We start from the raw sequence: 23,193 nt of genomic DNA, 5'->3' as shown, positions 1-23,193 counted from the left end.
GCGCGGGCCCCTGCCGCGCGGCGTCCGGCGCACTGCGTGTTGCCCGGAGCGCGGCCGCCGCGCCATCGCAGCAACGCCCACGAGGAGACTCCCATGACCCGTCACGCCCCCACAGGCCGCCTCTGCTGGCCCCGTCGTTCGTTGAACCCCGCTCACCTCGCCGTAGCCCTGCTCTCAGTGCTGCTGCCGACGCTCGCCGCCCGGGCCCAGTGCGACTACCGCTGGCTCACGGGCAACGGCCTGCAGGGCATCAACGGCACCGTCTACGCCGTCACCGAATGGGATCCCGACGGCGCCGGCCCGATCGCTCCGCGGCTGGTCGCCGCCGGCAACTTCACCATCGCCGGGAGCGCCGCCGCCTCCCACATCGCGATGTGGAACGGAACCGCCTGGGTACCCTTTGGAACCGGCGCGAACAACGAAATCCGGGCCCTCGCCGTCCTCCCCAACAACGACCTCGTCGCGGCCGGGACGTTCACCGAAATCGGCGGCGTCGCCGCGATCCGGATCGCCCGCTGGAACGGCTCGACCTGGGCCCCCCTGGGGACCGGCGTGAGCGGCACAATCCTCGCCCTGAAGGTGATGCCCAACGGCGACCTCATCGCCGCGGGCGGGTTCGGCGTGGCTGGCGGCGTCCCGGTGGTCAACATCGCCCGCTGGTCCGGCAGCGCCTGGACCGCCCTCGGAGCTGGCCTCAACAACTGGGTCTGGTCCCTCGGCACGCTCGACAACGGCGATCTGGTCGCCGGCGGTGAGTTCACCACGGCCGGCGGTGTCGCCGCCCTGCGGATCGCCCGCTGGGACGGCGCCGCATGGTCCCCCTTCGGCAGCGGCATGAACAGCACCGTGACGTCCACCATCACGCTGCCCAATGGCGACCTGGTCGCCGGCGGCTCCTTCACCACCGCCGGCGGGATCAGCGCCAACCGGACCGCCAGGTGGAACGGCTCGACCTGGGCCGCGATCGGGACCGGCATGAACAACACCGTCTACGCCCTCGCCACCCTCCCCAACGGCAACATCGTGGCCGGCGGCTCCTTCACCACCGCTGGCGGCAACTCGGCCGCCTACGCCGCCCGCTGGACCGGCGCCTCATGGTCCGCCATGAGCACCGGCATGAACTGGGACATCTTCGCCCTGGCGACCCGCGCCAACGGCGATCTCGCCGCCGGCGGCCGATTCACCGCCGCCGGACTCGTCACCGCGAACCGGATCGCGCGATGGACCGGAAGCGCCTGGGCACAGGTGGGCAGCGGAATCGACGCGGCTGTCAACATCGCGGCCCCGGCGCCCGGCGTCGGGGGTGGAAGCGGCGCGGGGTTCGTTCTTGGCGGAACCTTCTCCACCGCCGGCGGTCTCACCGCGAACAACATCGCCCGTTACGACGGCTCGGCATGGTCGACGCTCTCAACCGGCGTGGACGGCGCGGTCAATGCCGCAGTCGCGATGCCCAACGGCGATATCGTCGCCGGCGGAGCCTTCCTGACCGCCGGCGGCGTGGTCGGCGCCAACCGCATCGCCCGCTGGAACGGCACTTCTTGGTCGCTCCTGGGAACGGGCATGAACAGCACCGTCACGACCCTTCGTTCACTCGCCAACGGCGACCTCCTCGCCGGCGGAGCGTTCACCACCGCCGGCGGCAATGCGGCCGCTCGTCTCGCTCGCTGGAACGGCATCGCGTGGTCCGCCTTTGGCACCGGCCTCAACAGCACTGTGAATGACATCGTGGTCATGCCCAACGGCGATATCGTCGTCTGCGGCGCGTTCACCACCGCCGGCGGCTCCGCCGCGAACCGCGTCGCCCGCTGGAACGGCACGACCTGGTCCGCCATGGGCGCCGGGATGAACAACGCCGTCAACGCCCTCGCCCTGCTCCCCAACGGCACGCTCATCGCCGGCGGGGCGTTCACCACCGCGGACGGCGTGATCGCCAACCGCATGGCCCGCTGGACCGGATCCGCGTGGATCGCCCTCGAGCCGACCGGGATGAACAACACCGTGAACTCCCTCACCGTTCTCCCCAATGGCGATCTCGTCGCGGCCGGAGCCTTCACCACCGCCGGCGGTGTCAGCGCAATCCGCGCAGCAAGGTGGGACGGCGTGGTGTGGAGCGAGATGGGCCCGGGGCTGGACAACACCGTCAACACCGTTACGACTCTCGGAAACGGCGACGTGATCGCCGGCGGCACATTCCAGCACGCCGGCACCACCGTCTCGGCCTTCATCGCTCGCTGGACCGACGACCCGACCTGCCCCGCCGACGCCGACTGCAACGGCGTGATCGAGCCCGCAGACATCGCGGCGTTCATCAACTCCTGGTTCGTCTCGATCTCCGTCGGCGGCCTGGCCGGCGACTTCGATCACAACGGCGTCGTCGAACCGGTCGACATCGCCGCCTACGTCCAGGCGTGGTTCTCCGCCCTGAATAACGGCTGCTGAGCCCGTCGCCCACCCTTCAACTCTGCCACGACCGACCCGGCCGCGCGATACGGCCGGGTCGTTTCTCGCGCCGCCTCGACCGCGTCAGGCCAGCTTGTCCCGCGTGATCTCGGCGTAGGCGTTGTGGTTGTGGATCGACTCGAAGTTCTCGCTCGTGATCGAGTACCAGGTAATCCGGTCCTCCCGATCCAGTTCCAGGGCCAAGTCCCGGATGATGTCCTCGACGAACTTCGGGTTCTCGTACGCGGCCTCGGTCACGAACTTCTCGTCCGGCCGCTTGAGCACCGCGAACAACTCCATGGACGCCGATCGCTCCATGATCCGCACCAGCTCCTCGATCCACAGCGTCCCGCACGACCCGTCCGCCTTCAGCCGCACCTTGGCCTCGATCTCGCACCGCTGGTTGTGCGCCCCGAACTGCGAGATCTCCTTCGAGCACGGGCACAGGCTGGTCGCCGGGGCCCGCACCGTCATCATGAAATCGCTCTTGGGCCCCGCGCGGCACTCGAAGCCGACCCGGTAGTCCATCATCCCAGGCATCTTCGTCACCGGGGCAAACTTGCGGATGAAGTACGTGAACCACGCCTCGAAGTGCGCATCGGCCGCGCCCAACCGCCGCCGGATCGCCTCGGTGATCTCCGGGATCTGCCCCGGCGTGATCGGCCCGGAGTACTCATTGAGCACCTCCAGGAACCGGCTCATGTGCGTGCCCTTCTGGTAGTGCGGCAGCGACACATACATATTGATCGTCGCGACCGTCGACTGCTCCCCGCTCTCACCGCCGCTCGACCCGTCTCCCGTGCAGGATGCGGGCACGACCAGCGTCATCGGATACGTCACGTTCTTGACGCCCACCTTGTCAATCGGGACCCGCCGCGTATCACTGGTTCCCTGAACATCCGGCATGCCGGCGGCCTGGGCCGGCGATGGCGACGAGTTGGCCTCAGAAGGGATCGGCAATGTCGTTCTCCGCCCCCTCCCCTCCGTTGCCCCGCCACCCGACCCTCCAACGTTGGGCTTGGGATCGTATGCGGGTCCCACGCGGTGTCAGATGCTGCCAAGAGGCCCGGGAAACACCCTGACCTGCCAAGCCGGAACGTCCAAGTCGCGAACCCGCTGGCAGCCAGGCCTCGAACTCACCCCGCGGCCGGAGCGTGGGCATGGCGGTCGAGCATCGATCCCGCCCAGTTCAGCCCGAGCGGAATACCGATGAACGCCCCGGCAATCCAGTCCAGCGGCAGCGGCCTGGCCAGCGGCAACAGCAGGCCCGCCCGAACCCCCGCGATTACGTCGGCACTCGCCGGGAACACCTGCAGCCGCGACGCCCCCGACGCCCCGGGCGAGAAGTTGAGCACCATGGCCATCGCCGGCCCCAGCACGGCCAGGCAGGCCATGACGACGAAGAACAGCAGCGCCGGCGCCCGCTGAGCGCTCAGCCGGCCGAACCCCGCCGCAAGGATCGCCGCCGCAACCGCTGCGGCGACTGTCTGCCCCTTCAACGAGTTCTGAGCAATCAGCCACGCCCCCACTCCGCCCGCCACCAGCGATAGCACCACGGCAAGGGCGAGCGTCGGAACCGCCGAGTGGTCATCGTCCGTCCAGGACTCGGCGACAGGATGCTCCCGGGGAGACGCCCGTGCGATCAGCGCCGCCAGCACGACACCCAGACCGCCGACGATCAGGCCCTCCACCGAGAGAATCAGGAACGTGCCCGACGAGTTCGTTGTTCGCAGGACCTCCGCGATCGTCCCCGTCCCCCACGCCGCCCACGCCAACACCAGCCCCGCGCAGAAGAACCCCCAACTCCTCGTCAGCATCCGCCCCGAGAGGCACCCGGCGACCGCGGCGAGCGCGAACGCCCCCAGGCATGCCCCCAGGCCGCGGACCCACGAACTGCAGACCAGGATCGACGTGCCCTCGCCCCCGTTGGAGGACCGCAGCGACACCGTCATCCAGCCCGCCAACGGACCCAGCACAAGGAGGGCAAGGAGCGGCAGGATCCACCGTTGAAGCGACTTGGACATGGGTCGATGGTAGCGGCTGATCGGATCTGTGCGCCAAATCGCGTCACTGCACACACGACCCTGGACGGATCATCCGAAGCATGCCATGATCGGTGTGACGGTGCGGACCACGGCGGCACAGGGAAATGGGGTGGAACGGGGGGCGGGACCATGCACTCAGCGGACAACGCAGTACACGGGGCATCGGCATCACCGGGTGAGCGCCATGAGGCGCGCCACCCGCTTCTGGATCGGCGGGTGGGACAGGAACATCGAATCCAGGGACTGGTGGGCATCGTGCATCCGCTTCAGCGGATTCACGATGAACAGGTGAGCGGTCCCCCGGTTCGCGGTGTCCACCAGCGGCTCCGGGTCGTCGGCAAGCTTGAGCAGCGCCGAAGCCAGCCCCTCCGGATTCCGGGTGATCTCCACCGCCCCGGCATCGGCCAGAAACTCCCTCTGGCGCGAGTACGCCATCTGGATCAGGAACGCGAAGATCGGGGCAAGGATCGACAGCAGGATCGCCGCGATGAACAGGATCGCCACCGCCGCCCCGCCCCCCTCCTTGCCGCCGCCGCGGGACCCGCCCCGCCCCCCGCGAGGGGCGTACCAGAGGATCCGCCGGAACGCATCGCTCGCGAAGACGATCAGCCCCACCATCGTCGCCATCAGCATGGCGAAACGGACGTCGTAGTGCCGGATATGGGCCACCTCGTGCGCGATGACCCCCTGGAGTTCGTCGCGGTTGAGCACGTTCCGCAGCCCGGTCGTGATCGCCACCGAGGCGTGCTGCGGGTCCCGGCCCGTCGCGAATGCGTTCAGCGCCGTGTCGTTGATGAGGTACACGCGCGGCACCGGCAGGCCCGCGGCGATGGCGCACTCCTCGACCACGTTGAACAACTGCGGGTCATCGGGCTTGGTGATCTCGCGTGCCCCCGACATCGCCAGGATGGCCGAGTCGCCCCCGAACCACGACCATGTCGCCCCGAGCGAGGCCACGACCAGCGCCGCCGCGGCGCCGAGGACGACCGACGGCAGCAGGTCCGCCGCGCTCGCCCCCGCGTAGGCCGTGAGCGCCCCCGAGATGACCCCGCCCAGGACAACCCCGAGCAGCACCATCACCACCATCAGCATCACCGACTCACGCTTGTTCTTTCGCATCAGGTCGACGTACGTGATCGACCCCGGGTACGCGGAGATCTCGGCGCGCAGCTTCCCGGTTGCCTCGTTGAGGCGGGACGGCCTTCCCGGCGGTGGAGGGGGTGTCTGGGACATCGGGTTTGCTCAAGAAGGCGGCGGCTCCAACCGGCCGCGCCCCGGGCCGGTTCACGCGCCGAACTTGACCTTCGGCGCCTCCCTCTGGCCGGAATCCTGAACCTCGAAGTAGTCCCTCTTGGCGAAGTTGAACGCCCCAGCCACCACGGAGCCGGGAAACATCTGCCTCGCCTGCTCGTACCTCGCCACACAGTCGTTGTAGTGCTGGCGCGAGAAGCCGATCTTGTTCTCCGTCGAGGCCAGTTCTTCCTGCAGCGCCGCAAAGTTGCTGTTGGCCTTGAGATCCGGGTACGCCTCGGAGAGCGCGATCAGCCGGCCCAACGCCTGGCCGAGCATGTTCTCAGCCTCCGCCCGCTGGGCGACCGACGAGTTCGACACGTCCACCGCCCGCGACCGGGCCGAGATGACCGCCTCGAGCGTCCCCTTTTCATGGGACGCGTACCCCTTCACCGTCTCGACCAGGTTGGGGATCAGGTCGTACCGCCGCTTGAGCTGCACGTCGATCTGGGCCCACCCGTTGTCCGCATCCACCCGCTTGCCCACAAGCGAGTTGTACACGGCGATGACCCAGAGCGCGACGACGATCAGCAGACCGCCGAGCACGACCGCGATGATGATGGACGGCGTCATGAGGGCTCCTCCACTGGTTCTTGACGTGATGATTCGGATTGATTGTAGTTTTTTTCGTTCCGGTGTGCCTCTGGTAGGATGAGACCGCTGCACACCCCGTCCGCAGGAGCGCCCCATGGCACGTCCGACCCACACGACATCCAGGCCCTCAGGCGCCATGCCATCCGCAGTCACACTCTCCGACCTGACCGCCGACCTGCTCTGGCCCAAGCTCCTCCGCGCGCCGCTCCTGGGTCTCGGGGCGGGCAAGCTGGTCGTCGCGTTCCTCGCGATCGTGGCGGTCGCCGCGCTCTCGCAGGCCGGCACGTGGATCGACGGACGCATCATGACCCTCTCGGCCGACAACCGCAGCGCGATCATCGCCTCGGCGTTCGGCCCGACCGGATGGTCCGCCGTCCGATCCGGCGATCTCCCGAGCGCCGTGTGGCGCTGGGGGGTCCGCGGCCCCCTGGAAGCGGCGCGGCAGTTCCCCATCACCGTGCTGGTCTTCGGCCCGCTCATGCTCTGGGTGTGGCTCGTCGGGATGGGGGCCATCAGCCGCATGGCCGCGTGCGAGTTCGCCCAGGGCATCCGGATCTCATGGCCTGAAGCGGCGGGGTTCGCCATCGGCCGGTGGAAGAGCCTTGTCGGCTCGATCGTCGCGCCGTGGCTCCTGATCTGGGCCATCGCCCTCGGCACCGCCGTGTTCGGACTGCTCCTGCTCCGCTGGCCCGTCATCAACCTGCTCGGATCCGTCCTGTTCGGGCTCTCCCTGCTGCTCTCACTCGTCGCCGTGGCCGTCGCCGTCGGATACTGGGTCGGTCATCACCTGCTCGTGCCGGCCGTGACCTGCGACGGCGCCGACGCCCTCGACGCGATCCAACGGGCCTACGCGTACGTTCTGGGCCGGCCCCTCCGCCTGGTCACCTACCTCCTGATCACCGGTGCCGTCGTCTGGGTCGCGGGCGTGGTCGCGTGGATCGTGGTCTCCAACACCGTCGGCTTCGCCGCCCAGGGGGCCCAGGCCTGGGCCGGCGACCATGCCCGCTCCATGATCATCGAATCCACCGCCGGCCGCGGCGCCATGTCCGACTCAACCACCGGCACCTACGCCGCGACCGGGTCTGTCCTGAAGCTCTGGACGAGCGCCGCGGTCGTCGTCGTCCTGGCCTACGTGATCACCACCGCCATGTCGGGCGTCACCATCCTCTACCTGCTCATGCGCCGCGTCAGCGACGGCCAGGACGAGACCGAGATCTGGATGCCCGGGATCGTCCCCGGCACGATGGCCCGCGCCGAGCCGGGCCCCGAGCCCGCGGTTGTCGCCCCCGACGAGGTCGAGATCAACGGCGATCCCCCGCCAACGGCATGAAGCGCCCCGCCTACCGCGGCAGGTACCCCGCCGCGACCGCCGCGAACTCCTCGACCTGCGCGCGCGCCCACGCCTCGGGTTTCCCCAGCTCGCCGGCCAGGAGCCCCGCGACCGCCGGCGCCATCTCCATCGCCGCACGAGCGTTCAGGAACAATGCGCGAGTCCTGCGAGCCAGCACATCTTCCACACCCCTCGCCATCTCGCGCCGAGCCGCCCAGACCACCTCGGCCCCGGTATAGGGCAGTGCCGGATGCAACCTCGCCGCGAGGGCCGGCTCGCTCCTCCGCAGCGTCTCGATCTCCCCCGCGTCCGACCCGTACCCGCCGAGGTCGGCGAGCGGCGTGGGATGGTCGAGATGGCCGTGGATCCGCAGGCTTCGCGTCACGCAGTCTCGCTCGTCCAGCCGGCCGAGCGTCGCCGCGTGGTTCACGGCGTCTTCCGCCATCCGGCGCGAAGTCGTCCACTTCCCGCCGGCGATCGTCAGCAGTCCGGAGGGATCGATGTGGACGGTGTGGTCCCGGGAGAGCTTGGCCGTGCTCTTGCCCCCGGCGGACACCAGCGGTCTGATGCCGCTGAAGCACGAGAGGACGTCCGCCTGCATCGGCGGTTTCTGCAGATACCCGGAGACGGTCTGCAGGACGAAGTCGATCTCGTCGCTCGTCGGGTGGGGCTCGGGCACCGGCGTGGGGATGGGGTTGTCGGTGGTCCCGACCAGCGCGTGCCCGTGCCACGGGATCGCGAACAGCACGCGCCCGTCCGGGGTATGCGGCACCAGGATGGCCGCATCGCCCGGCAGGAACGAGCGGTCGAGCACCAGGTGAACCCCTGTGCTCGGCGCGATCATCGCTTCCGCCCCCGGCTCGGCCATCCGCCGGACCGAATCCGCGAACGGGCCCGTGGCGTTGACCACGACCCGCGCCCGGGCGACCAGCCGTGCGCCCGATTCCGCGTCCCTCGCGACAACCCCCGCCACGACCGAGTCCTCGATGATCATCGATTCGACGGGGCAGAAGTTGACCGCCGTAGCGCCCTGCTCGACGGCGGTCTGCAGGATGTTGATCAGCAGGCGCGCGTCGTCGAACTGACCGTCGAAGTACATCACGCCGCCGCGGAGCCCGTCCGTGCGGAGCGTCGGAATGCGGGCGAGCGTGTCCTCTTTGCTGAGATTCCGCGAGGCGCCGAAGCCGAACTTGCCGGCGAGCATGTCGTAGAGCCGCAGGCCGATCCCGTAGAACGGTCCCTCCCACCAATCGAAGGTCGGCACGATGAACGCGAGGTCGTGGACCAGGTGGGGCGCGTTGTCGCGGAGCAGGCCCCGCTCCTTGAGGGCCTCCATGACGAGGGAGACATTCCCCTGCTCCAGGTACCGCACGCCGCCATGGACAAGCTTCGTCGAGCGGCTGGAGGTTCCCTTACCGAAGTCGTGCCGCTCGAAGAGCGCCACGGAATAGCCGCGGGAGGCCGCGTCGAGGGCCACGTACGCCCCCGTGGCGCCGCCGCCGATCACGACGACGTCCCAGGCCTGATCGCCCCGGCGACGCAGGGCGCCGATCATCTCGTCACGGATCATTCTCGCTCCCAGTTCCGGCACCGATCCAGGGCCCGCCGCCAGCGCGTCCGGAGTCGGTCCATCTCGGCCCGATCCATCGCGGGCTCGTACCGAGGTCCCTGCTTCCAATGCGATGCGATCTCATCCACGGACTTGAACACCCCGACGCCGAGGCCCGCAAGGAATGCCGCGCCGAGGGCAGTTGTCTCTGGGATGGCCGAGCACGACACGGGAACACCCAGAGCCTCGGCCTGGAACCGCATCAGCAGCGCGTTCACGGACGCCCCGCCGTCGGCGCGGAGCTCCGGAAGCTGCGCCCCAGAGTCCTTCCGCATGGCATCCATCAGGTCCGCCACCTCAAAGGCGATGCCCTCGAGCGCGGCACGGGCGATGTGGGCGTGGGTCGTGCCTCGCGTCAGGCCGATGATCAGGCCCCGCGCGTACTGGTCCCAGTGCGGCGCACCAAGCCCCGCGAGCGCCGGAACCAGGCACACCCCTCCGGAATCCGGGACCGACGCGGCGAGCGCTTCCACCTCGTCCGACGACCGGATGATGCGGAGACCGTCGCGCAGCCACTGCACGATCGCCCCGCCGATGAACACCGCTCCCTCCAGCGCGTACGTCACGCTGCCGCCCAGGCTCCACGCGATCGTGGTCAGGAGGCCGGATTGGGACAGTACCGGCTTGGGCCCGAGCGTCTGGAGGAGGAAGCACCCGGTGCCGTACGTGGCCTTGGCCATCCCCGGCACGTGGCAGGCCTGGCCGAAGAGCGCGGCGTGCTGGTCGCCCGCGACCCCCGCGATCGGGGCCCGTGCCGCCGGCAGGTCCGGGTCCACCGTCGCGATCGTGCCCGAGCACTCGACGACGCGGGGCAGCAGGGCCTCAGGCACACGAAGGAGGCGGAGCAGATCAGGGTCCCACTCGCCCGTGTGGATGTTGTACAACATCGTCCGCGAGGCATTGGTCGCATCTGTTGCATGGACCTTCCCGCCCGTCAGGTTCCAGATGAGCCAGGAATCGACGGTCCCGAACGCGAGTTCGCCCCGCTCGGCGCGGGCGCGGAGGCCGGGGACGTTGTCGAGGATCCAGCCGATCTTGGTTCCCGAGAAGTACGAGTCGATGACAAGGCCCGTCTTCTCGCGGATGGTCGGCTCGGCGCCGTCGTGGCGCAGCCGGTCGCACGCTTCCGCGGTCCGGCGGTCCTGCCAGACGATGGCGTTGTAGACAGGCCGGGAGGTGGCACGATCCCAGACGATCGTCGTCTCCCGCTGATTCGTGATCCCCACCGCGGCCAAGTCCGACGCGCGGACGCCGGCCGCCGCGAGCGCCCCGCTGAGGGACGCGAGCTGCGACGACCAGATTTCCATCGGGTCGTGCTCGACCCAGCCGGCCCTGGGAAAGATCTGACGAAACTCGATCTGCTTCTGCGCCACGGGCGTGCCGTCGGGCGAGAACACGATCGACCGTGATGATGTGGTGCCCTGATCGAGCGCGAGGACAAACGGCATCGCCGCCTCCAGTGGGATCACCCTCGGAAGGCCCGACGATACCACACCCGCGGCGCGGTTCCCAGCCGATTTCCTGGAGGAGCGTGCTCAGGCCGCGAGCCGGAATCGACCGGTGGAGAACTGCCGCGCCAGCCGCTCCTGGTCCCCCACTCTCGCGAAGTGGTTGAACACCGCAGCGGTGCGCACCGGGCCGGGGACATCATCATCCTCGATCCACACGATCGTCGCGAGCACATAGATCGAACGCCCGGGTCCGACCTCCGTCTCGTCGGTCATGGGGAGGGTGATCTGGATCGCCACCGTGGTGCCGGGCGCGACCCGCTCGTCGAGTTCAAAGCGCATCCCCCCCACCGAGATGTCGTACGCGTGCCCCTCAATATCGAACTGCTCGCGGTCGAGCAGCCTGACCGCGACAGGCGTGTACATGGGCTGCAGCACGTAGCGCTGGTGGCGACGGCGGTTGGCGACAGGTGACACTGGCGACCTCCGGGACGCCCGAGAACCGGGGCGGTACCCGGGATATCGGCCTAAGGCCCCGGCGTCTTGACAGCGGACACACCCAAATAGCAGATCTCGGGCGGGGTCAGGCACACCCCGTTGGGGGTGCTTCGCCTCCGTCGTCGTACACGATCAGGTCGACTCCGACTCGCATGATCCGCGCGCCGAGGCGTCTCTCGATCTCGCGCAGCAGGTGATCCGGAATCGAGTCCAGAACGGCGGATGAGAGGTCGGCCGGCAGGTCGCGGACCTGTCCAGACGCCGAGACGGTGTGGACGTGCGAGTCGGTCGAGGCGTCGAACCGGCAGCCGCCAGATACCGGGCCCCCGTTGTGACTGGATGGAAGACGCCGGCAGAGTCCAGAGCGGATGAACGCATCAAGCGCGTTGTACACCGTGGCCAGAGAAAGCCCGGACTCGCAGCCGCGGGCGAGGCGGAAGAGTTCCTCGGCGGTCGGGTGGTTCTTGCACGCGAGCAGAGCGGCGTAGACCACCTCCCGCTGGCGGGTGCATCGCAGGCCATGGCGGGTGAAAAGGTCTCGCACGGATGGATCGGGATCGATCATCGCGGCTCCGCACGCCCGCCCCGGCTTTCGCCTAGGAAGTATTCCACCCGGCCCTTTGTGCGGCTACCGGCCTGAGCGTTCGATACGCAAGTTCAGGCCTCGGCGGGTTCGCCGAGGGAGGGCCGCAGGATCATCTTACGGTGCTCAATCCCGGCCTCGGTAAAGACCTCGCCATCGGGGTTCCACGCGAGGCGGCGGTAGAACCCGCACGCGGCGATCTGGGCGTGGCAGAACAGTTCCGCCAGTTCCAGTTCACCAAACGCCCTTCGCTCAACGGCGACGACCAGCCGCTTGCCGATCCCCTCGCCTTGCCTCTGCGGGTCGACACACATCTGGGTCAGTTTGCCGACGCCCTTGGCCGGGTGATCGACCACAAGCCCCACGCTGCCAACGACCCGCGGCCCGGATGGGTGGTCGAAGACTGCGACGTAGTGCTCCATCCGCTCCTCGATCCCCGGGAACTCCCGGCGGAAGCGGTCGAGGTCGAAGCCGATGGGTCCGAGGAGCACGGCCTCGCGGAGCGCGCATTCCTGTGCGTACAGGGCATCGTCCATCAGGATTCGGCGGATCTGGATCAACTGGGGCTCCGGCAGGCGAGGTCAACCTTAGTCGAGTCTGCTCCGGCACGCCAGCGGCGGGCGGGATTGGGCACGAGCCCCGTAGAGTCGCCGGCACGTCTGGAGGAATCGGTGAGCACCAAACCTCGGGAAACCACGCTGCTGTGCGAGCGGTGCGGCTACGTGCTCGAGGGAATCGAGGATGAGGCCCACTGCCCGGAGTGCGGCGAGTCCATCCCGATGAGCCGGCCCGAGACAGGCCGGCCGGGGAGTCCGTGGCAGCAGACGGGACGATCGAGGAGTTCACTCGTTGCCTTTCTGCGGACGAACCTGGGCGTGCTCCGGCACCCGATGACCCACTCGCGATCGCTGGTGATCGAGGCGCCGCGATCCGAGCAACTCGGCGTATTCAACTCGCTGGTCGCGTCGGTCCTTCTCGGTCCTGTGGTCGTGATGTCGGTGCTCGGGATCGGTCCAGAGGCCGTGGGCGACATGCTCTCCCGCTACCCGACTGGCCTTGCCGTCTTGGCCATACTCGGGATGAGCGTCGGGAGCGGCGTCCTGCTCGGATTCCTGCCTCTCCGCGCCCTCATCATGATCGAGTCGTGGGGTGTGCGGTTCTTCGGTTCCCGCCGCGGGTGGAGGGTGACGCCCGCCGTGGCCTCGGCGGTGTGCGGACATGCGACCATCGGCTGGATCATCGGGTCGGTGCTCGCGCTGCTCGGCTGGTTCCTCTCCGGATCGCACCACAGTTGGAACGACTGGCTCACCTGGCCGATCTCGGCGCGGCACGACTGGCGTGCGGCGCCCTGGCCCGCGGCTGGCGGGTTCCTCGCGGGGCTGCTGATCTTCGAAACACTCGTGTACTTCGGGATCCGGCAGTGCCGGTTCGGCAACCCGCCGCGAACGCCGGGGGTCGGCGAGGACGGACCGCCTACAGGTCGCCCGGTTTTGGGAGCGGCCGCAGATCCGCCGGCGTGATCTGGTGCGGGAGCCTGTCGTAGGGCGTCGCCTCCTCGACTCGGAAGCGCCCGCTGCGGGTGCGCCGCAACGAGGCCAAACAACCGCCGACGCCGAGCGCTTCGCCGAGATCGCGTGCGAGCGAACGGATGTAGGTGCCCTTGCCGCACGTGATGTCAAGCCGGGCGATCGGCCAGGCGTACTCGGTGAGCGTGATCGCGTGGATCTGCACCGGGCGGGCCGGCAGGTCGGGAGCCTTGCCCTGCCGGGCCAGGTCGTAGGCCCGCTCTCCGTTGACCCACATCGCCGAGTGCGCCGGGGGGCGCTGCTGGATCAGGCCGATGAACGGAAGAATCGCCCGTTCAACATCCTCGCGCGACGGCGGCGAGGCCACATCGATCCGCGTCAGGTCGCCCTCGAGGTCCTGCGTCGGCGACGTGACCGACAGATCCACGTCGGCGAGGTACTCCTTCTCGCCCGCCATCACGGCGTCGCAGAGCTTGGTGGCCTTGCCGACGAGCACCACTACGAGGCCGGTAGCGAGCGGATCGAGCGTCCCGCCGTGGCCGACCTTGATCGATTTGTGGAACCCGGCGTTGATCAGCCTGTGCTTGACCGCACGGCAGCAATCCATGGAGGTCGGACCGCGGGTCTTGTCGACCAGCAGCAGGCCCGACGGCGGCGGCGGATGTCCGGGTGTGTCCTGCGTCATGGTGGGAACCGCATCGGTACAAGGTCAACGGACCGGAGCCGGTCCGAGTAGTTGATCCCGCTCACTGCGTACTGCTCCTCTGCAAGCATCGGCCGGCCGACGAGGTACCGGCAGGCGGCGACCTCCTCCTTGGGGACAAACACACGCCCGCCCGGATTCGCGGAGAACCACTCGGGAACGTGATCCATGTTCAGTCGCGTGATCCCGCCGTTGCTCAAGAAGACGAGGCTGTCCTCGCGGAATCCGACCACGGCCACGGGGAGCGACATTGACTGGTCGCTTTCGCGGATCCTCGCGAGGATTTGGTTGCTGACCCAGAGCCCCGGCACATGAGGGAGCACGACCATGAGGGCGACCACCCCCGCAACTATCGCCCCGATCGAGGCGACCTGGGCGCGGACGATGCCATGCCGCCAGAGAAGCACCGCGGCGTAGAAGAGGGCGGTCGTCGCCGCGATCCGCAGCGGGAAGGAGAGCAGGTTGGGGGCCAGCGCCGATCGGTCGCCATGCACGACGAACGCGCCAGCCGCAGCGGGCACGGCGACGACGATTACCGCGCCGAGAACGGACCAGATGATGACGGCCGCGCGGTCCAGTGGCGGCTGACCGGTGCGCCGGTGCCTCGCGGCGAGGGCGAACGCCGCGCGGGCGCACAGCAGGGCGAGGGGCGGATAGAGCGGCATCGTGTAGTGAGGCAGTTTGGTGCCGACAAGTTCAAAGACGATCCACGCTGGGATGAGCCATGCCAGGCAGAAGACCTCCGCATCACGCGCGGGCCTCCGGCTGCGCAGGTGCCGCAGCATCCTCGCGGGCCATGCGGCGGCAGGACCGGCGGGCGAGCCGGCACGCAGCCCTCGCTGCCACGCCCGCCCGACACCGAAGAGCACGGCAAGTGTGCCGGGCCAAAAAAGGACATTCAGAAGCAGCAGGTGGTACCCCGGCGGTCCCCAGTGGCCTTCCGCGGCCTCGAGGTTGCGACCGATGAGCTCGCGCCAAAGCGTCTCCGAGAGGTGACTCCATCCCACGTGTCCAGCGACGAGGGCGAGCCAGGTCGCGATCGCGCCGAGGACGATGGAACCGCCGATCAGGGGACGAAGGCGGATGAGAAACCTCCAGTCCCGCTGGAGCAGGGCAAGGGTCAGTGCTGTCAGGCCGACCACCATCGGGGCGACCGGCCCCTTGGTCATCACGCCCGCGCACAGGGCCAGCCACAGCACGGCCGGCGCCAGCACCGGCCGGCGTGGTGATCGCCGTGTGTGCCAGATCGACCACAGAGCGGACTGCGCGATCACGATGGTCGCCACAAGCACCTGGTCGGCCCGGGCTTGGTGCGCTTCCCACGCGAAGACGGGGCAGACGGCGAGGAGCGCCGCACCGAGAATCGCGGCCCGCCGGTCGAACATTCGCGTTCCCAGCCAGAACACGAGCAGCACCGTGATCGTCGCGGCAATCGCCGAGGGGAGGCGGTACCGCCCGATCCCTGCCGTCGGGTCGGCACCGCCCGGGAAGGGTGCTGCGGCCATCGCGGGTGTTTCCCCGAGCAGCCGTGCAGAGGCCGCCTGGAGCCAGTAGATCATCGGCGGCTTGTTCAGGCGCGGCCGGTCCCCGATTCGGGGCACCACCCAGTCCTGGGTCGCCAGCATCTGGCGCGAGGCTTGCGCGAACTTGCACTCGTCGCGGTCCACCGGAGGCATCGTGAACAAGCCGGGAAGATAGAGTGTGGCGCACAGGGCGAGCAGAACGACCGTCGCGATGGGGCCGCGGAGCCACCCCGCGGCGGGGGCCTGAGCGATCGCAGGAGAGACTGAGTTGGCTCGATCAGCGTCCGCCGTGGCCATGGCCCGCGACTATAACCAGTCGCTGTGGGTGCCCGTGCGCTGGGGCCACATGGCGGGTGCGGCGGTGTGGGGCGTGGTCGGGCCTGTTGTGCAGTGGTCGAGGGCCGAGGAACGGCGCGCATGGGCATGGCCGCTGCTGCTCGCCGCGGTGCTGTTTGCCGCGATCTTCCCGCTGGATGGTCCGCTCTTTTCGATGTCGGCCGGCCTCCTCCGGCGGGAGGGGGACGTCCTCAGGGAGTTGCGGGCGTGGCAGCAGTACGGGGCGGTTGGCTCGATCATCTTCGCGGCGGCGGTGATCTGGTCGCTGGACCCGGCGCGGCGACGGCGGCTGCTTGATCTGTTCGCCGCAGCGGGCCTGACCAGCATCGCGTGCTGGGTGCTGAAGGGGGGCCTTGGTCGGCCGCGGCCGGCGCTGGGCGACCCGCACACGATCCTGGGTCCGTGGGCCATGTACCCAGTACCGACAGACAATGGGTTCTCGCTGCAGTACGCGTGGGAGTTCTGGAAAGGGGATGCGGAGTTGTGGTCGATGCCGTCGAGTCACACGGCAGCCGCGGCGGCGATGAGCGTGTTCCTCGCGGCGAACTACCCGCGCCTTCGCTGGCTGTGCGTGGCGATGGTGTGTGTGGTTGGCGCGACGCGGGTGTTGACCGGAGCGCACTGGCCGAGCGATGTCGCCGTGGGGGCCGTCGTGGGCTGGGCCATCGCACGGGTGACTGTGGATCGGTACTGGGGGGTGCGGGTGGTCGAGTGGCTGTGGCTGCGGCTGGTGAACCGCGATTCGCCGCTGGCGTTTCCACCGCTGGCTCGCTCGCTCGGGGATGGGGCGCTCCTGCGGCAACTAGGGTACGACGGCGACGGGAAGGATCCCCGAGCGGGCGCGGCGGCGGGAGGGCGGCCCGGGGACGGGGAAGGGAATGGCGGCTAAACTGGAATCCCCACAGCCGGAGAGGTGTCCGAGAGGCTGAAGGAACGCGACTGGAAATCGCGTAAACGGGTAACCGTTTCGGGGGTTCGAATCCCCCCCTCTCCGCTTGCAAGCCCCGAGCCTGTCCGGCTACGGGGCTTTTTCGTAGCACTGACATACGGCTGCGGTTCAGGAAGCCGGGCACCTGTGGGCGAAAGTCCACGAGCAATTCAGCAAGAGACCTGCTACCCGAAGAGCGTCGGCTCGTCGGCTGCTCGTGTGTCCAACTTTGGAGACGGCAGGCCAAGGATGTCCATGAACCGCCGCGCGGTCGCCGGGGCGTAGCCGGCGAAGTCATTGTCGAAGAAGCCGTAGACGACGCGGACCTGCGGGTTCCGGTCCAGAATTGTGCGGAGCCGCTCTGCCCACCAGCGCAGCCGAGATGTGGGGTCAAAGTGCTCTTTGCTCCGATCATCGAGCTGGTCGTGCTTGCCGAGCCAGCGGATATAGAGGAAGTCGGCGGTCGGCGTGATGTGCCGCGGCGCGCGCCTGTCCACGCCGCTGGCATCCGGCGCTCGCTCTGCCTCGTGCCGGGGCGATTCATCGGTTGCCGCCCAGCAAACGCCGCGGTCGTGCAGGATTGCCCCGGTTTCGGGAGTCCACCAACTGTCGTGGCGCAACTCGACCGCGAGCGGCGCTCCGCGGCCGACACGGTCGAGGAACGCGGCGAGTTCATCGCGACGCTGCGCCATGAACTTCGGCGGGAACTGCACGAGCACGGCCCCGAGTTTGCCGCCGAGCGGCTGGAGTACCTGCAGAAAGCGTCGCGCCGTCACGAGCGTTTCTTCGCGCAGCAGATGCCCCGGCGGCGGGCCGTCCGCCGCGGCCAGCACGCCCTGGGGCGTCGGCCCGTGCGTCACGTCGCGAGGCATCTTCACGCAGAAGCGAAAGTCCGCGGGTGTCGCGTCCGCCCACGCCCGCACGGTATCGATCGAGGGGATGCCGTAGAAGGTGGTGTTGATCTCTACGGCGTTGAAGTGAGCCGCGTACTTGCTCAGGCGGTGCGTGTCGCCACGAGAGCGACCGCGAATACCCGCATCGACGGTGAACAGTGACTTCGACCACTCGGGGCACGAGAATCCGACGAGTCCGATGCACCAGGATGGACGCTTCTGGTTCTCCGCCACAAACCACCCTGCCCGCACTCGTGTACCAAACCCAAAGACACACCTGAACACTACGAAACACTCGTTACGCAATCGCCGAAATCGATCTAATTCATAGTTGCAGCGAGGCTTGCAGGAGCCGCCGGCTGTTGATTGAGTCTCTTCAGCTCCTCTTCGATTCGTGCCTGTACCTGGTCATTCACCAGAGCATCGACCTGGGAGCGTTTCATGAGGCCCTCAACGGGGGCCGGCTTGGGATCGGGCGGGGCCTCGTCGGGATGGAGCGGTTTGCGGAGGATGACCTCAAGGCTCTCGCGGAGGAAGCCGCGCGGTACCTTGAGGCTGAAGCTCCTGGCGAACGCTTGGATCAGTTCGTCGACGAAACTCACGCCCCGGTGCGGCTGGTTGATCATCCCGTCATCGAAGGAATCGCCGACGACGTACCGGTTCAGATCGCCGATGGCGATCTCGAACTCCTCGTATCCCACGCCGCGTCCGCAGCGGGCGACGTAGTCGATCGCCGCGGGCAGGCCGCTGCGAAGGGCGTTTTCCACGCCGTCGCGGAAGTCGGCCCGCGGCGACTTGTGGGCGTAGTACACCGCGAGTTCCTCGGGGAGCCAGTTGAAGAACGGGAGCAGGGACGTATGGAAGTCCATCATTGAGAAGCGGGTGGGCGAATCGCCCACGACCAGCAGCCCGCCCGGGCGGAGGAGGCTCCAGCTTGCCCGGAGCGTGTCGATCCGCTCCAACACCTTCTGATGCTCCAGCACGGCGTACATGATGATGACGTCGGCCCCATCGGGGAAGTCATCGCGGATTGCCGGGATGAGGGCGTCGGGCCGCAGCGCGCGGCAGGTGACGTTCTGAATCCCCATGATCTCCATGCGCCCGTTCGCGGCGTCGATCGAGGGCGCGTGGATGTCGTACCCGACAACTCGCTCGGCCTTCTGGGCCCAGGCCGCGGTGCTCGCGCCGGTGCCGCAGCCGATATCAACGACAGACTTGCTGTCCAGCGGCAGGTGACGCTCGATCCACGGCAGGATCATGTCGCGGCACTCTTCGAAGCGACGCGTGGTGTGGGCCAGCAGGTCGGCCTCGAACGCGGGTGAGGACAGGTAGTCCGGGCTCCAGCCGCGGAAGAACGTGCCGAGCATGAGTTCCCGAAGGCGCGTCACCTGGTCGGGACACGGAGCCGGCGGTGAGGTCATCGTCCGTCCCCCGAGACACTCTGGCCGCACATGTGAGAGGGGTGGAGCATGGTCCGGGCAGTCTAATGAAGACCGGTTCTTGCATCCAGTGCCGACTGTGGGCGCAAGCACACCCTCGCCCCGCTCGGGGCGCCTTGCACGGGGATTGGAGAGCAGGGGACGGGGCTACTTGTGGCCGGGCTTTCCGTGGTCGTGTCCATCGCCATCGCCGTGGTCATGGTCGCCGTGGCCCTTGGCGGTGCACTCCTTGCATTCGCCATGACCGATGACGCGGAGGGTCGTTCCCTCGCGGACCCACAGGTGGGCGCCCTCTCCATCAGCGGTGACGAAGTACTGCGGGTCGCTCCGGACCGGCTGCGAGGCACCCTGGCCGAAGAGCACGCCCGCGAGGGCGGCGAGGGCGATTCCGCCGCCGAGGCCGGCGATCAGGTTCTTCCGATTGCTGGTCTGCATGTACCGACTCCTGCATGGAGGCTCAGTGCGAGCCTGTCGAGGGGCCGCCTGTTCCGTTCGCGGGCGACGGGCCCGGGGGCGGTGACGGCGAGGATGAATCTGAGTGGTGTGCGCCGCGAGGCGGCGACCCGGCCTCATGTGGGCCGAAGTCCGTCCGTTCCCAGTCCTGCGGCCGCGGCCTCGGGCCGCCGGATGAGTCCCAGGATGTGAAGATCCGGTACAGGGCCGGCAGCACGCAGAGCGTCAGGAGCGTGCTGGAGATGAGGCCGCCGATGACGACGGTGGCGAGCGGCTTCTGGACCTCGGCGCCGGTTCCCGTGGCCAGGGCCATGGGGACGAACCCGAGCGAGGCAACGAGCGCGGTCATCAGCACCGGTCGGAGGCGCACGAGGCATCCACGCATGATCGCGGCATCGCGGGGCATGCCCTCGGCGCGGAGCTGGTTGATGAACGAGACCATGACCAGTCCGTTCAGCACCGCGACGCCCGAGAGGGCGATGAACCCGACCGCGGCGGAGATCGAGAAGGGCATCCCGCGGAGCCAGAGCGAAATGACCCCGCCCGTCAGGCCCAGCGGGACAGCGCTGAAGACCAGGAGGGAGTACTTGACACTCTTGAAGGTCGAGAACAGCAGCAGGAAAATCAGGAAGAAGCAGATGGGAACGACGATCGTCAGGCGCTGCTTGGCGGCGACCAGGTTCTCGAACTGCCCGCCCCAGGTGAGCCACTGGCCGGCGGGAACCGGGACCGCCGCGACCGCCCGCTCGGCGTCGCGGACGAACGAGCCCAGGTCCCGCCCGCGGACGTTGCACTGGACCACGATGCGGCGTTTGCCGTTCTCGCGGCTGACCTGGTTCATCCCTTCGGCGACGCTGATCGCTGCGACGTCGCCCAGCGGGATAAAGCCCATCTCGCGCGTCTGGACGAGTCCGGCGAGGCCGGTGCTCGCATCGGCGAGGCGGGCGGGGTTTCCGGGCTCATCGCCGCCTGGCAGGGGGATGGGGAGGCGCTCGAGCGCCTCGAGCCGGTCTCGGAGCGAATCGGGGAGGCGGACGACGAGGTCGAACCGGCGGTCTCCCTCGAAGACCAGCCCGGCGTGCGCCCCGCCGATCGCCGCGGCGACGATCTGCTGGATGTCGTGGATGTTCAGGCCGTACCGCGCGATCGCGGCGCGATCGATGTCCAGCGTCATGACAGGCAGGCCCTCGACCTGCTCCATCTTGGCGTCGGCGGCCCCGGGCACGGCCTCGATCGCGGCGAGCACCTGCTGTGCGGTCCGGGTCATCGACTCGAAGTCATCGCCGTAGACCTTGACGGCCACGTCGCCGCGGACGCCGGAGATGAGCTCGTTGAAGCGCATCTGGATGGGCTGGGTGAACTCGTAGTTGTTGCCCGGCACGGTGGCGAGGGTCCGCTCGATGAGCTGGATGAGCTTGCCCTTGTGCCCTTCGATCTTCGGCCCCTCGTGGGCGTGTCCTTCCTCCTCGTGCCCGTGCCCCGCGTGCGCGGCGTGGGCGCCCATGGCCTCGATCGCCTCGGTCTTCTCCGCGATCAGCCGGTCCAGCTCGGCCTCGGACCGCCACTGGTCCTGGGGCTTGAAGATGATGAAGGTGTCCGAGACGTTGGGCGGCATCGGGTCGGTCGCCATCTCGGCGGTGCCGGTCTTGGAATAGACGAAGGCGACCTCGGGAATGCCGGCGACCGCCCGCTCGACGTCGAACTGCATGGACTGGGACTGAGAGAGGGATGTGGAGGCGATCCGCATCGCGTGCATCGCGAGATCCTTCTCGTCGAGGGTCGGCACGAACTCCTGACCCAGCCGGCCGAACAGCGCCGCGGCGCCGGCGAAGGCCGCGACCGCAACGACGACCACCGCCCAGCGAAACCGCACCGACCACTCGACGACCGGCCGGTACGCCGCCTTGGCCCACCGCACCAGGACCATCTCTTTCTCCTGCACCCGGCCGCGGATAAGGATGGCGACCATCGCGGGAACGAACGTGAGGGAGAGGATGAACGCGCTGATGAGCGCGAAGATGACCGTGGTGGCCATCGGGTGGAACATCTTCCCCTCGACACCCGAGAGCGCGAGGATCGGGACGTACACGGTGATGATGATGGCCTGGCCGTAGACGGAGGGCTGGATCATCTCCCTGGAGGCGACCATGACCTCGTGCAGCCGCTCCTGCAGCGAGAGCACGCGGCCCTTGTGGTGCTGGGCCTCGGCGAGGCGCCGGAGGCAGTTCTCGACGATGATCACGGCGCCGTCCACGATCAGTCCGAAGTCGATGGCGCCGAGCGACATGAGATTGCCGCTGACTTTGTTCTGCACCATGCCCGTCGCGGTCATCAGCATAGAGAGGGGGATGGCCATGGCGCAGATCAGGGCGGCCCGGACATTCCCCAGCAGCAGCAGTAGGACGACCACGACCAGCACGGCGCCCTCGAGCAGGTTCTTGCGGACCGTCCCGATCGTGGCGTCCACAAGCTTGGTGCGGTTCAGCACGGTCTTCGCGCGGATGTCGGGCGGGAGCGAGCGCTGGATCTCGGGCATCTTGGCGTCGACGGCGGCCGCGACGGTCCGGCTGTTGGCGCCGAGCAGCATGATCGCGGTGCCGACAACAACCTCCTCGCCGTTCTCGCTGGCGGAGCCGGTGCGGAGCTCCCGCCCGATCCCGACGCCGCCGGGAACAACGATGTCGCGGATGCAGATGGGGACGCCGCCACGGGAGCCGACGACGATGCCGGAGAGTTGGTCGATCGTCTCGATGCGCCCGGAGGCGCGGACGAGGTACGACTCGCCGTTGTGCTCGACGTACCCGGCCCCGGTGGAGACGTTGTTCTTCTCGATGGCGTCGATGACGTCGGTGAACGTCAGCCCGTACGAGACGAGGGCCATGGGGTCGGGCTGGACGTGGTACTGTTTCACGTAGCCGCCGATGGCGTCGACGCCGGCGACGTCCTTCACGCTCTTGAGCTGCGGCCGGATGATCCAGTCCTGCACCTCGCGGAGGTACGCGGCGAGTTCGACATCCGACGCGAGACTCCGGCCTTCTGGAGTGAGGTACGAGCCGTCGCTCTGCCAGCCCGGGCGGCCGTCGACGATCGTCGCGCCGGCGCCGCGAGGGTGCTCGTACTCGACGGTGTACATGTAGATCTCACCGAGGCCCGTGGCGATCGGGCCCATCATCGGCTCCACGCCCGGGGGCAGGGACTCCTTCGCCTCGCCCAGCCGCTCGGCGACCTGCTGGCGGGCGAAGTAGATGTTCACGTTGTCCTCGAAGACCGCGGTGACCTGCGAAAAGCCGTTGCGGGAGAGCGAACGCGTGGACTGGAGACCCGGGATGCCCGCGAGCGCAAACTCGATCGTGAAGGTCACCTGCTTCTCGACCTCAACAGGCGACAGCGACGGCGCCAGGGCGTTGATCTGCACCTGGTTGTTGGTGATGTCCGGGACGGCATCGATCGGGAGACTCTTGAGCGAGTATGCGCCCACGGCCGCGGCGATTGCCGTGAGCACGACGATGAACCAGCGGTTCTTGATGGAGAAGTGCAGGACGGCTTCAAGCATGTT

Annotated in this window: 19 protein-coding genes and 1 tRNA gene; 5 read left to right on the top strand and 15 right to left on the bottom strand. The window is 68.5% G+C overall.

What is annotated here, in order from left to right; genetic code table 11:
- Positions 1-93: 93 nt before the first annotated feature.
- The gene (locus tag KF745_01045) at positions 94-2,439 is read left to right on the top strand and encodes a hypothetical protein (protein MBX3356990.1); all 2,346 of its coding nucleotides are present in this window, start codon (positions 94-96) and stop codon (positions 2,437-2,439) included.
- Positions 2,440-2,523: 84 nt separating this feature from the next.
- Here KF745_01045 and KF745_01040 read toward each other — a convergent pair whose 3' ends face one another.
- The 4 genes from KF745_01040 to KF745_01025 all read right to left on the bottom strand — a co-directional run bounded on the left by KF745_01040 (position 2,524) and on the right by KF745_01025 (position 6,347).
- Complete coding sequence (locus KF745_01040; protein MBX3356989.1) at positions 2,524-3,345, bottom strand: GTP cyclohydrolase I FolE2; 822 nt, start codon at positions 3,343-3,345, stop codon at positions 2,524-2,526.
- A gap of 230 nt (positions 3,346-3,575) precedes the next feature.
- Entirely contained in the window at positions 3,576-4,463 is an 888-nt protein-coding gene (locus tag KF745_01035) for a hypothetical protein (protein MBX3356988.1), read from the bottom strand.
- A 189-nt stretch (positions 4,464-4,652) separates the two neighbouring features.
- On the bottom strand, positions 4,653-5,717 hold the full coding sequence (locus KF745_01030; GenBank protein MBX3356987.1) for a M48 family metallopeptidase: 1,065 nt from the start codon (positions 5,715-5,717) through the stop codon (positions 4,653-4,655).
- 51 nt (positions 5,718-5,768) lie between these two features.
- Positions 5,769-6,347, bottom strand: a complete 579-nt coding sequence (locus KF745_01025) for a LemA family protein (protein MBX3356986.1) — start codon at positions 6,345-6,347, stop codon at positions 5,769-5,771.
- 115 nt (positions 6,348-6,462) lie between these two features.
- On the opposite strand from KF745_01025, the gene KF745_01020 reads away from it, so the two are divergent.
- Entirely contained in the window at positions 6,463-7,698 is a 1,236-nt protein-coding gene (locus KF745_01020; GenBank protein ID MBX3356985.1) for a hypothetical protein, read from the top strand.
- Between the two features lie 10 nt (positions 7,699-7,708).
- On the opposite strand, the gene KF745_01015 is transcribed toward KF745_01020, so the two are convergent.
- The 5 genes from KF745_01015 to KF745_00995 form a co-directional block, all read right to left on the bottom strand.
- Positions 7,709-9,268 carry a glycerol-3-phosphate dehydrogenase/oxidase gene (locus KF745_01015; protein ID MBX3356984.1) on the bottom strand — a complete coding sequence of 520 codons (1,560 nt, stop codon included), beginning with the start codon at positions 9,266-9,268 and terminating at the stop codon, positions 7,709-7,711.
- Positions 9,265-10,755: a glycerol kinase GlpK gene (glpK, locus tag KF745_01010; GenBank protein ID MBX3356983.1), complete on the bottom strand. Its 1,491-nt coding sequence runs from the start codon at positions 10,753-10,755 to the stop codon at positions 9,265-9,267. The genes KF745_01015 and glpK overlap by 4 nt, the downstream gene beginning before the upstream one ends.
- 87 nt (positions 10,756-10,842) lie before the next feature.
- Complete coding sequence (locus tag KF745_01005) at positions 10,843-11,232, bottom strand: PilZ domain-containing protein (GenBank protein ID MBX3356982.1); 390 nt, start codon at positions 11,230-11,232, stop codon at positions 10,843-10,845.
- 106 nt (positions 11,233-11,338) lie between these two features.
- The gene (locus tag KF745_01000; GenBank protein MBX3356981.1) at positions 11,339-11,818 is read right to left on the bottom strand and encodes a transcriptional repressor; all 480 of its coding nucleotides are present in this window, start codon (positions 11,816-11,818) and stop codon (positions 11,339-11,341) included.
- Between the two features lie 92 nt (positions 11,819-11,910).
- A complete protein-coding gene (locus KF745_00995; protein MBX3356980.1) occupies positions 11,911-12,396 on the bottom strand; it encodes a GNAT family N-acetyltransferase in 486 nt (161 codons plus the stop codon).
- 111 nt (positions 12,397-12,507) lie between these two features.
- On the opposite strand from KF745_00995, the gene KF745_00990 reads away from it, so the two are divergent.
- Entirely contained in the window at positions 12,508-13,356 is an 849-nt protein-coding gene (locus KF745_00990; GenBank protein MBX3356979.1) for a hypothetical protein, read from the top strand.
- Here KF745_00990 and truB read toward each other — a convergent pair.
- Both truB and KF745_00980 read right to left on the bottom strand, forming a co-directional pair.
- Positions 13,310-14,047, bottom strand: coding sequence for a tRNA pseudouridine(55) synthase TruB (gene truB / locus KF745_00985; GenBank protein MBX3356978.1), 738 nt, complete (start codon positions 14,045-14,047; stop codon positions 13,310-13,312). The two genes, KF745_00990 and truB, sit on opposite strands and share 47 nt — an antisense overlap.
- Positions 14,044-15,885: a glycosyltransferase family 39 protein gene (locus KF745_00980; protein ID MBX3356977.1), complete on the bottom strand. Its 1,842-nt coding sequence runs from the start codon at positions 15,883-15,885 to the stop codon at positions 14,044-14,046. The genes truB and KF745_00980 overlap by 4 nt, the downstream gene beginning before the upstream one ends.
- Here KF745_00980 and KF745_00975 point away from each other — a divergent pair.
- Together KF745_00975 and KF745_00970 are read left to right on the top strand one after the other, a co-directional pair.
- Positions 15,857-16,813: a phosphatase PAP2 family protein gene (locus KF745_00975; protein MBX3356976.1), complete on the top strand. Its 957-nt coding sequence runs from the start codon at positions 15,857-15,859 to the stop codon at positions 16,811-16,813. The two genes, KF745_00980 and KF745_00975, sit on opposite strands and share 29 nt — an antisense overlap.
- Positions 16,814-16,831: 18 nt before the next feature.
- A tRNA-Ser gene (locus KF745_00970) sits at positions 16,832-16,918 on the top strand.
- A gap of 119 nt (positions 16,919-17,037) precedes the next feature.
- Here the strand turns inward: KF745_00970 and KF745_00965 are convergent.
- From KF745_00965 to KF745_00950, 4 genes are all read right to left on the bottom strand, one after another.
- Positions 17,038-17,997 carry a DUF72 domain-containing protein gene (locus KF745_00965; protein ID MBX3356975.1) on the bottom strand — a complete coding sequence of 320 codons (960 nt, stop codon included), beginning with the start codon at positions 17,995-17,997 and terminating at the stop codon, positions 17,038-17,040.
- A 68-nt stretch (positions 17,998-18,065) separates the two neighbouring features.
- Positions 18,066-19,166 (bottom strand): methyltransferase domain-containing protein, encoded by a 1,101-nt coding sequence (locus tag KF745_00960; GenBank protein MBX3356974.1) that lies wholly within the window; start codon positions 19,164-19,166, stop codon positions 18,066-18,068.
- 165 nt (positions 19,167-19,331) lie between these two features.
- Positions 19,332-19,619 (bottom strand): hypothetical protein, encoded by a 288-nt coding sequence (locus KF745_00955; GenBank protein ID MBX3356973.1) that lies wholly within the window; start codon positions 19,617-19,619, stop codon positions 19,332-19,334.
- A 22-nt stretch (positions 19,620-19,641) separates the two neighbouring features.
- On the bottom strand, positions 19,642-23,190 hold the full coding sequence (locus tag KF745_00950) for a CusA/CzcA family heavy metal efflux RND transporter (GenBank protein ID MBX3356972.1): 3,549 nt from the start codon (positions 23,188-23,190) through the stop codon (positions 19,642-19,644).
- Between the last annotated feature and the right edge of the window lie 3 nt (positions 23,191-23,193).

The organism is Phycisphaeraceae bacterium (assembly GCA_019636655.1).
In the GTDB taxonomy this organism is placed as follows: domain Bacteria; phylum Planctomycetota; class Phycisphaerae; order Phycisphaerales; family UBA1924; genus JAHBXB01.
This window is presented reverse-complemented; position numbering and strand designations above follow the sequence as displayed.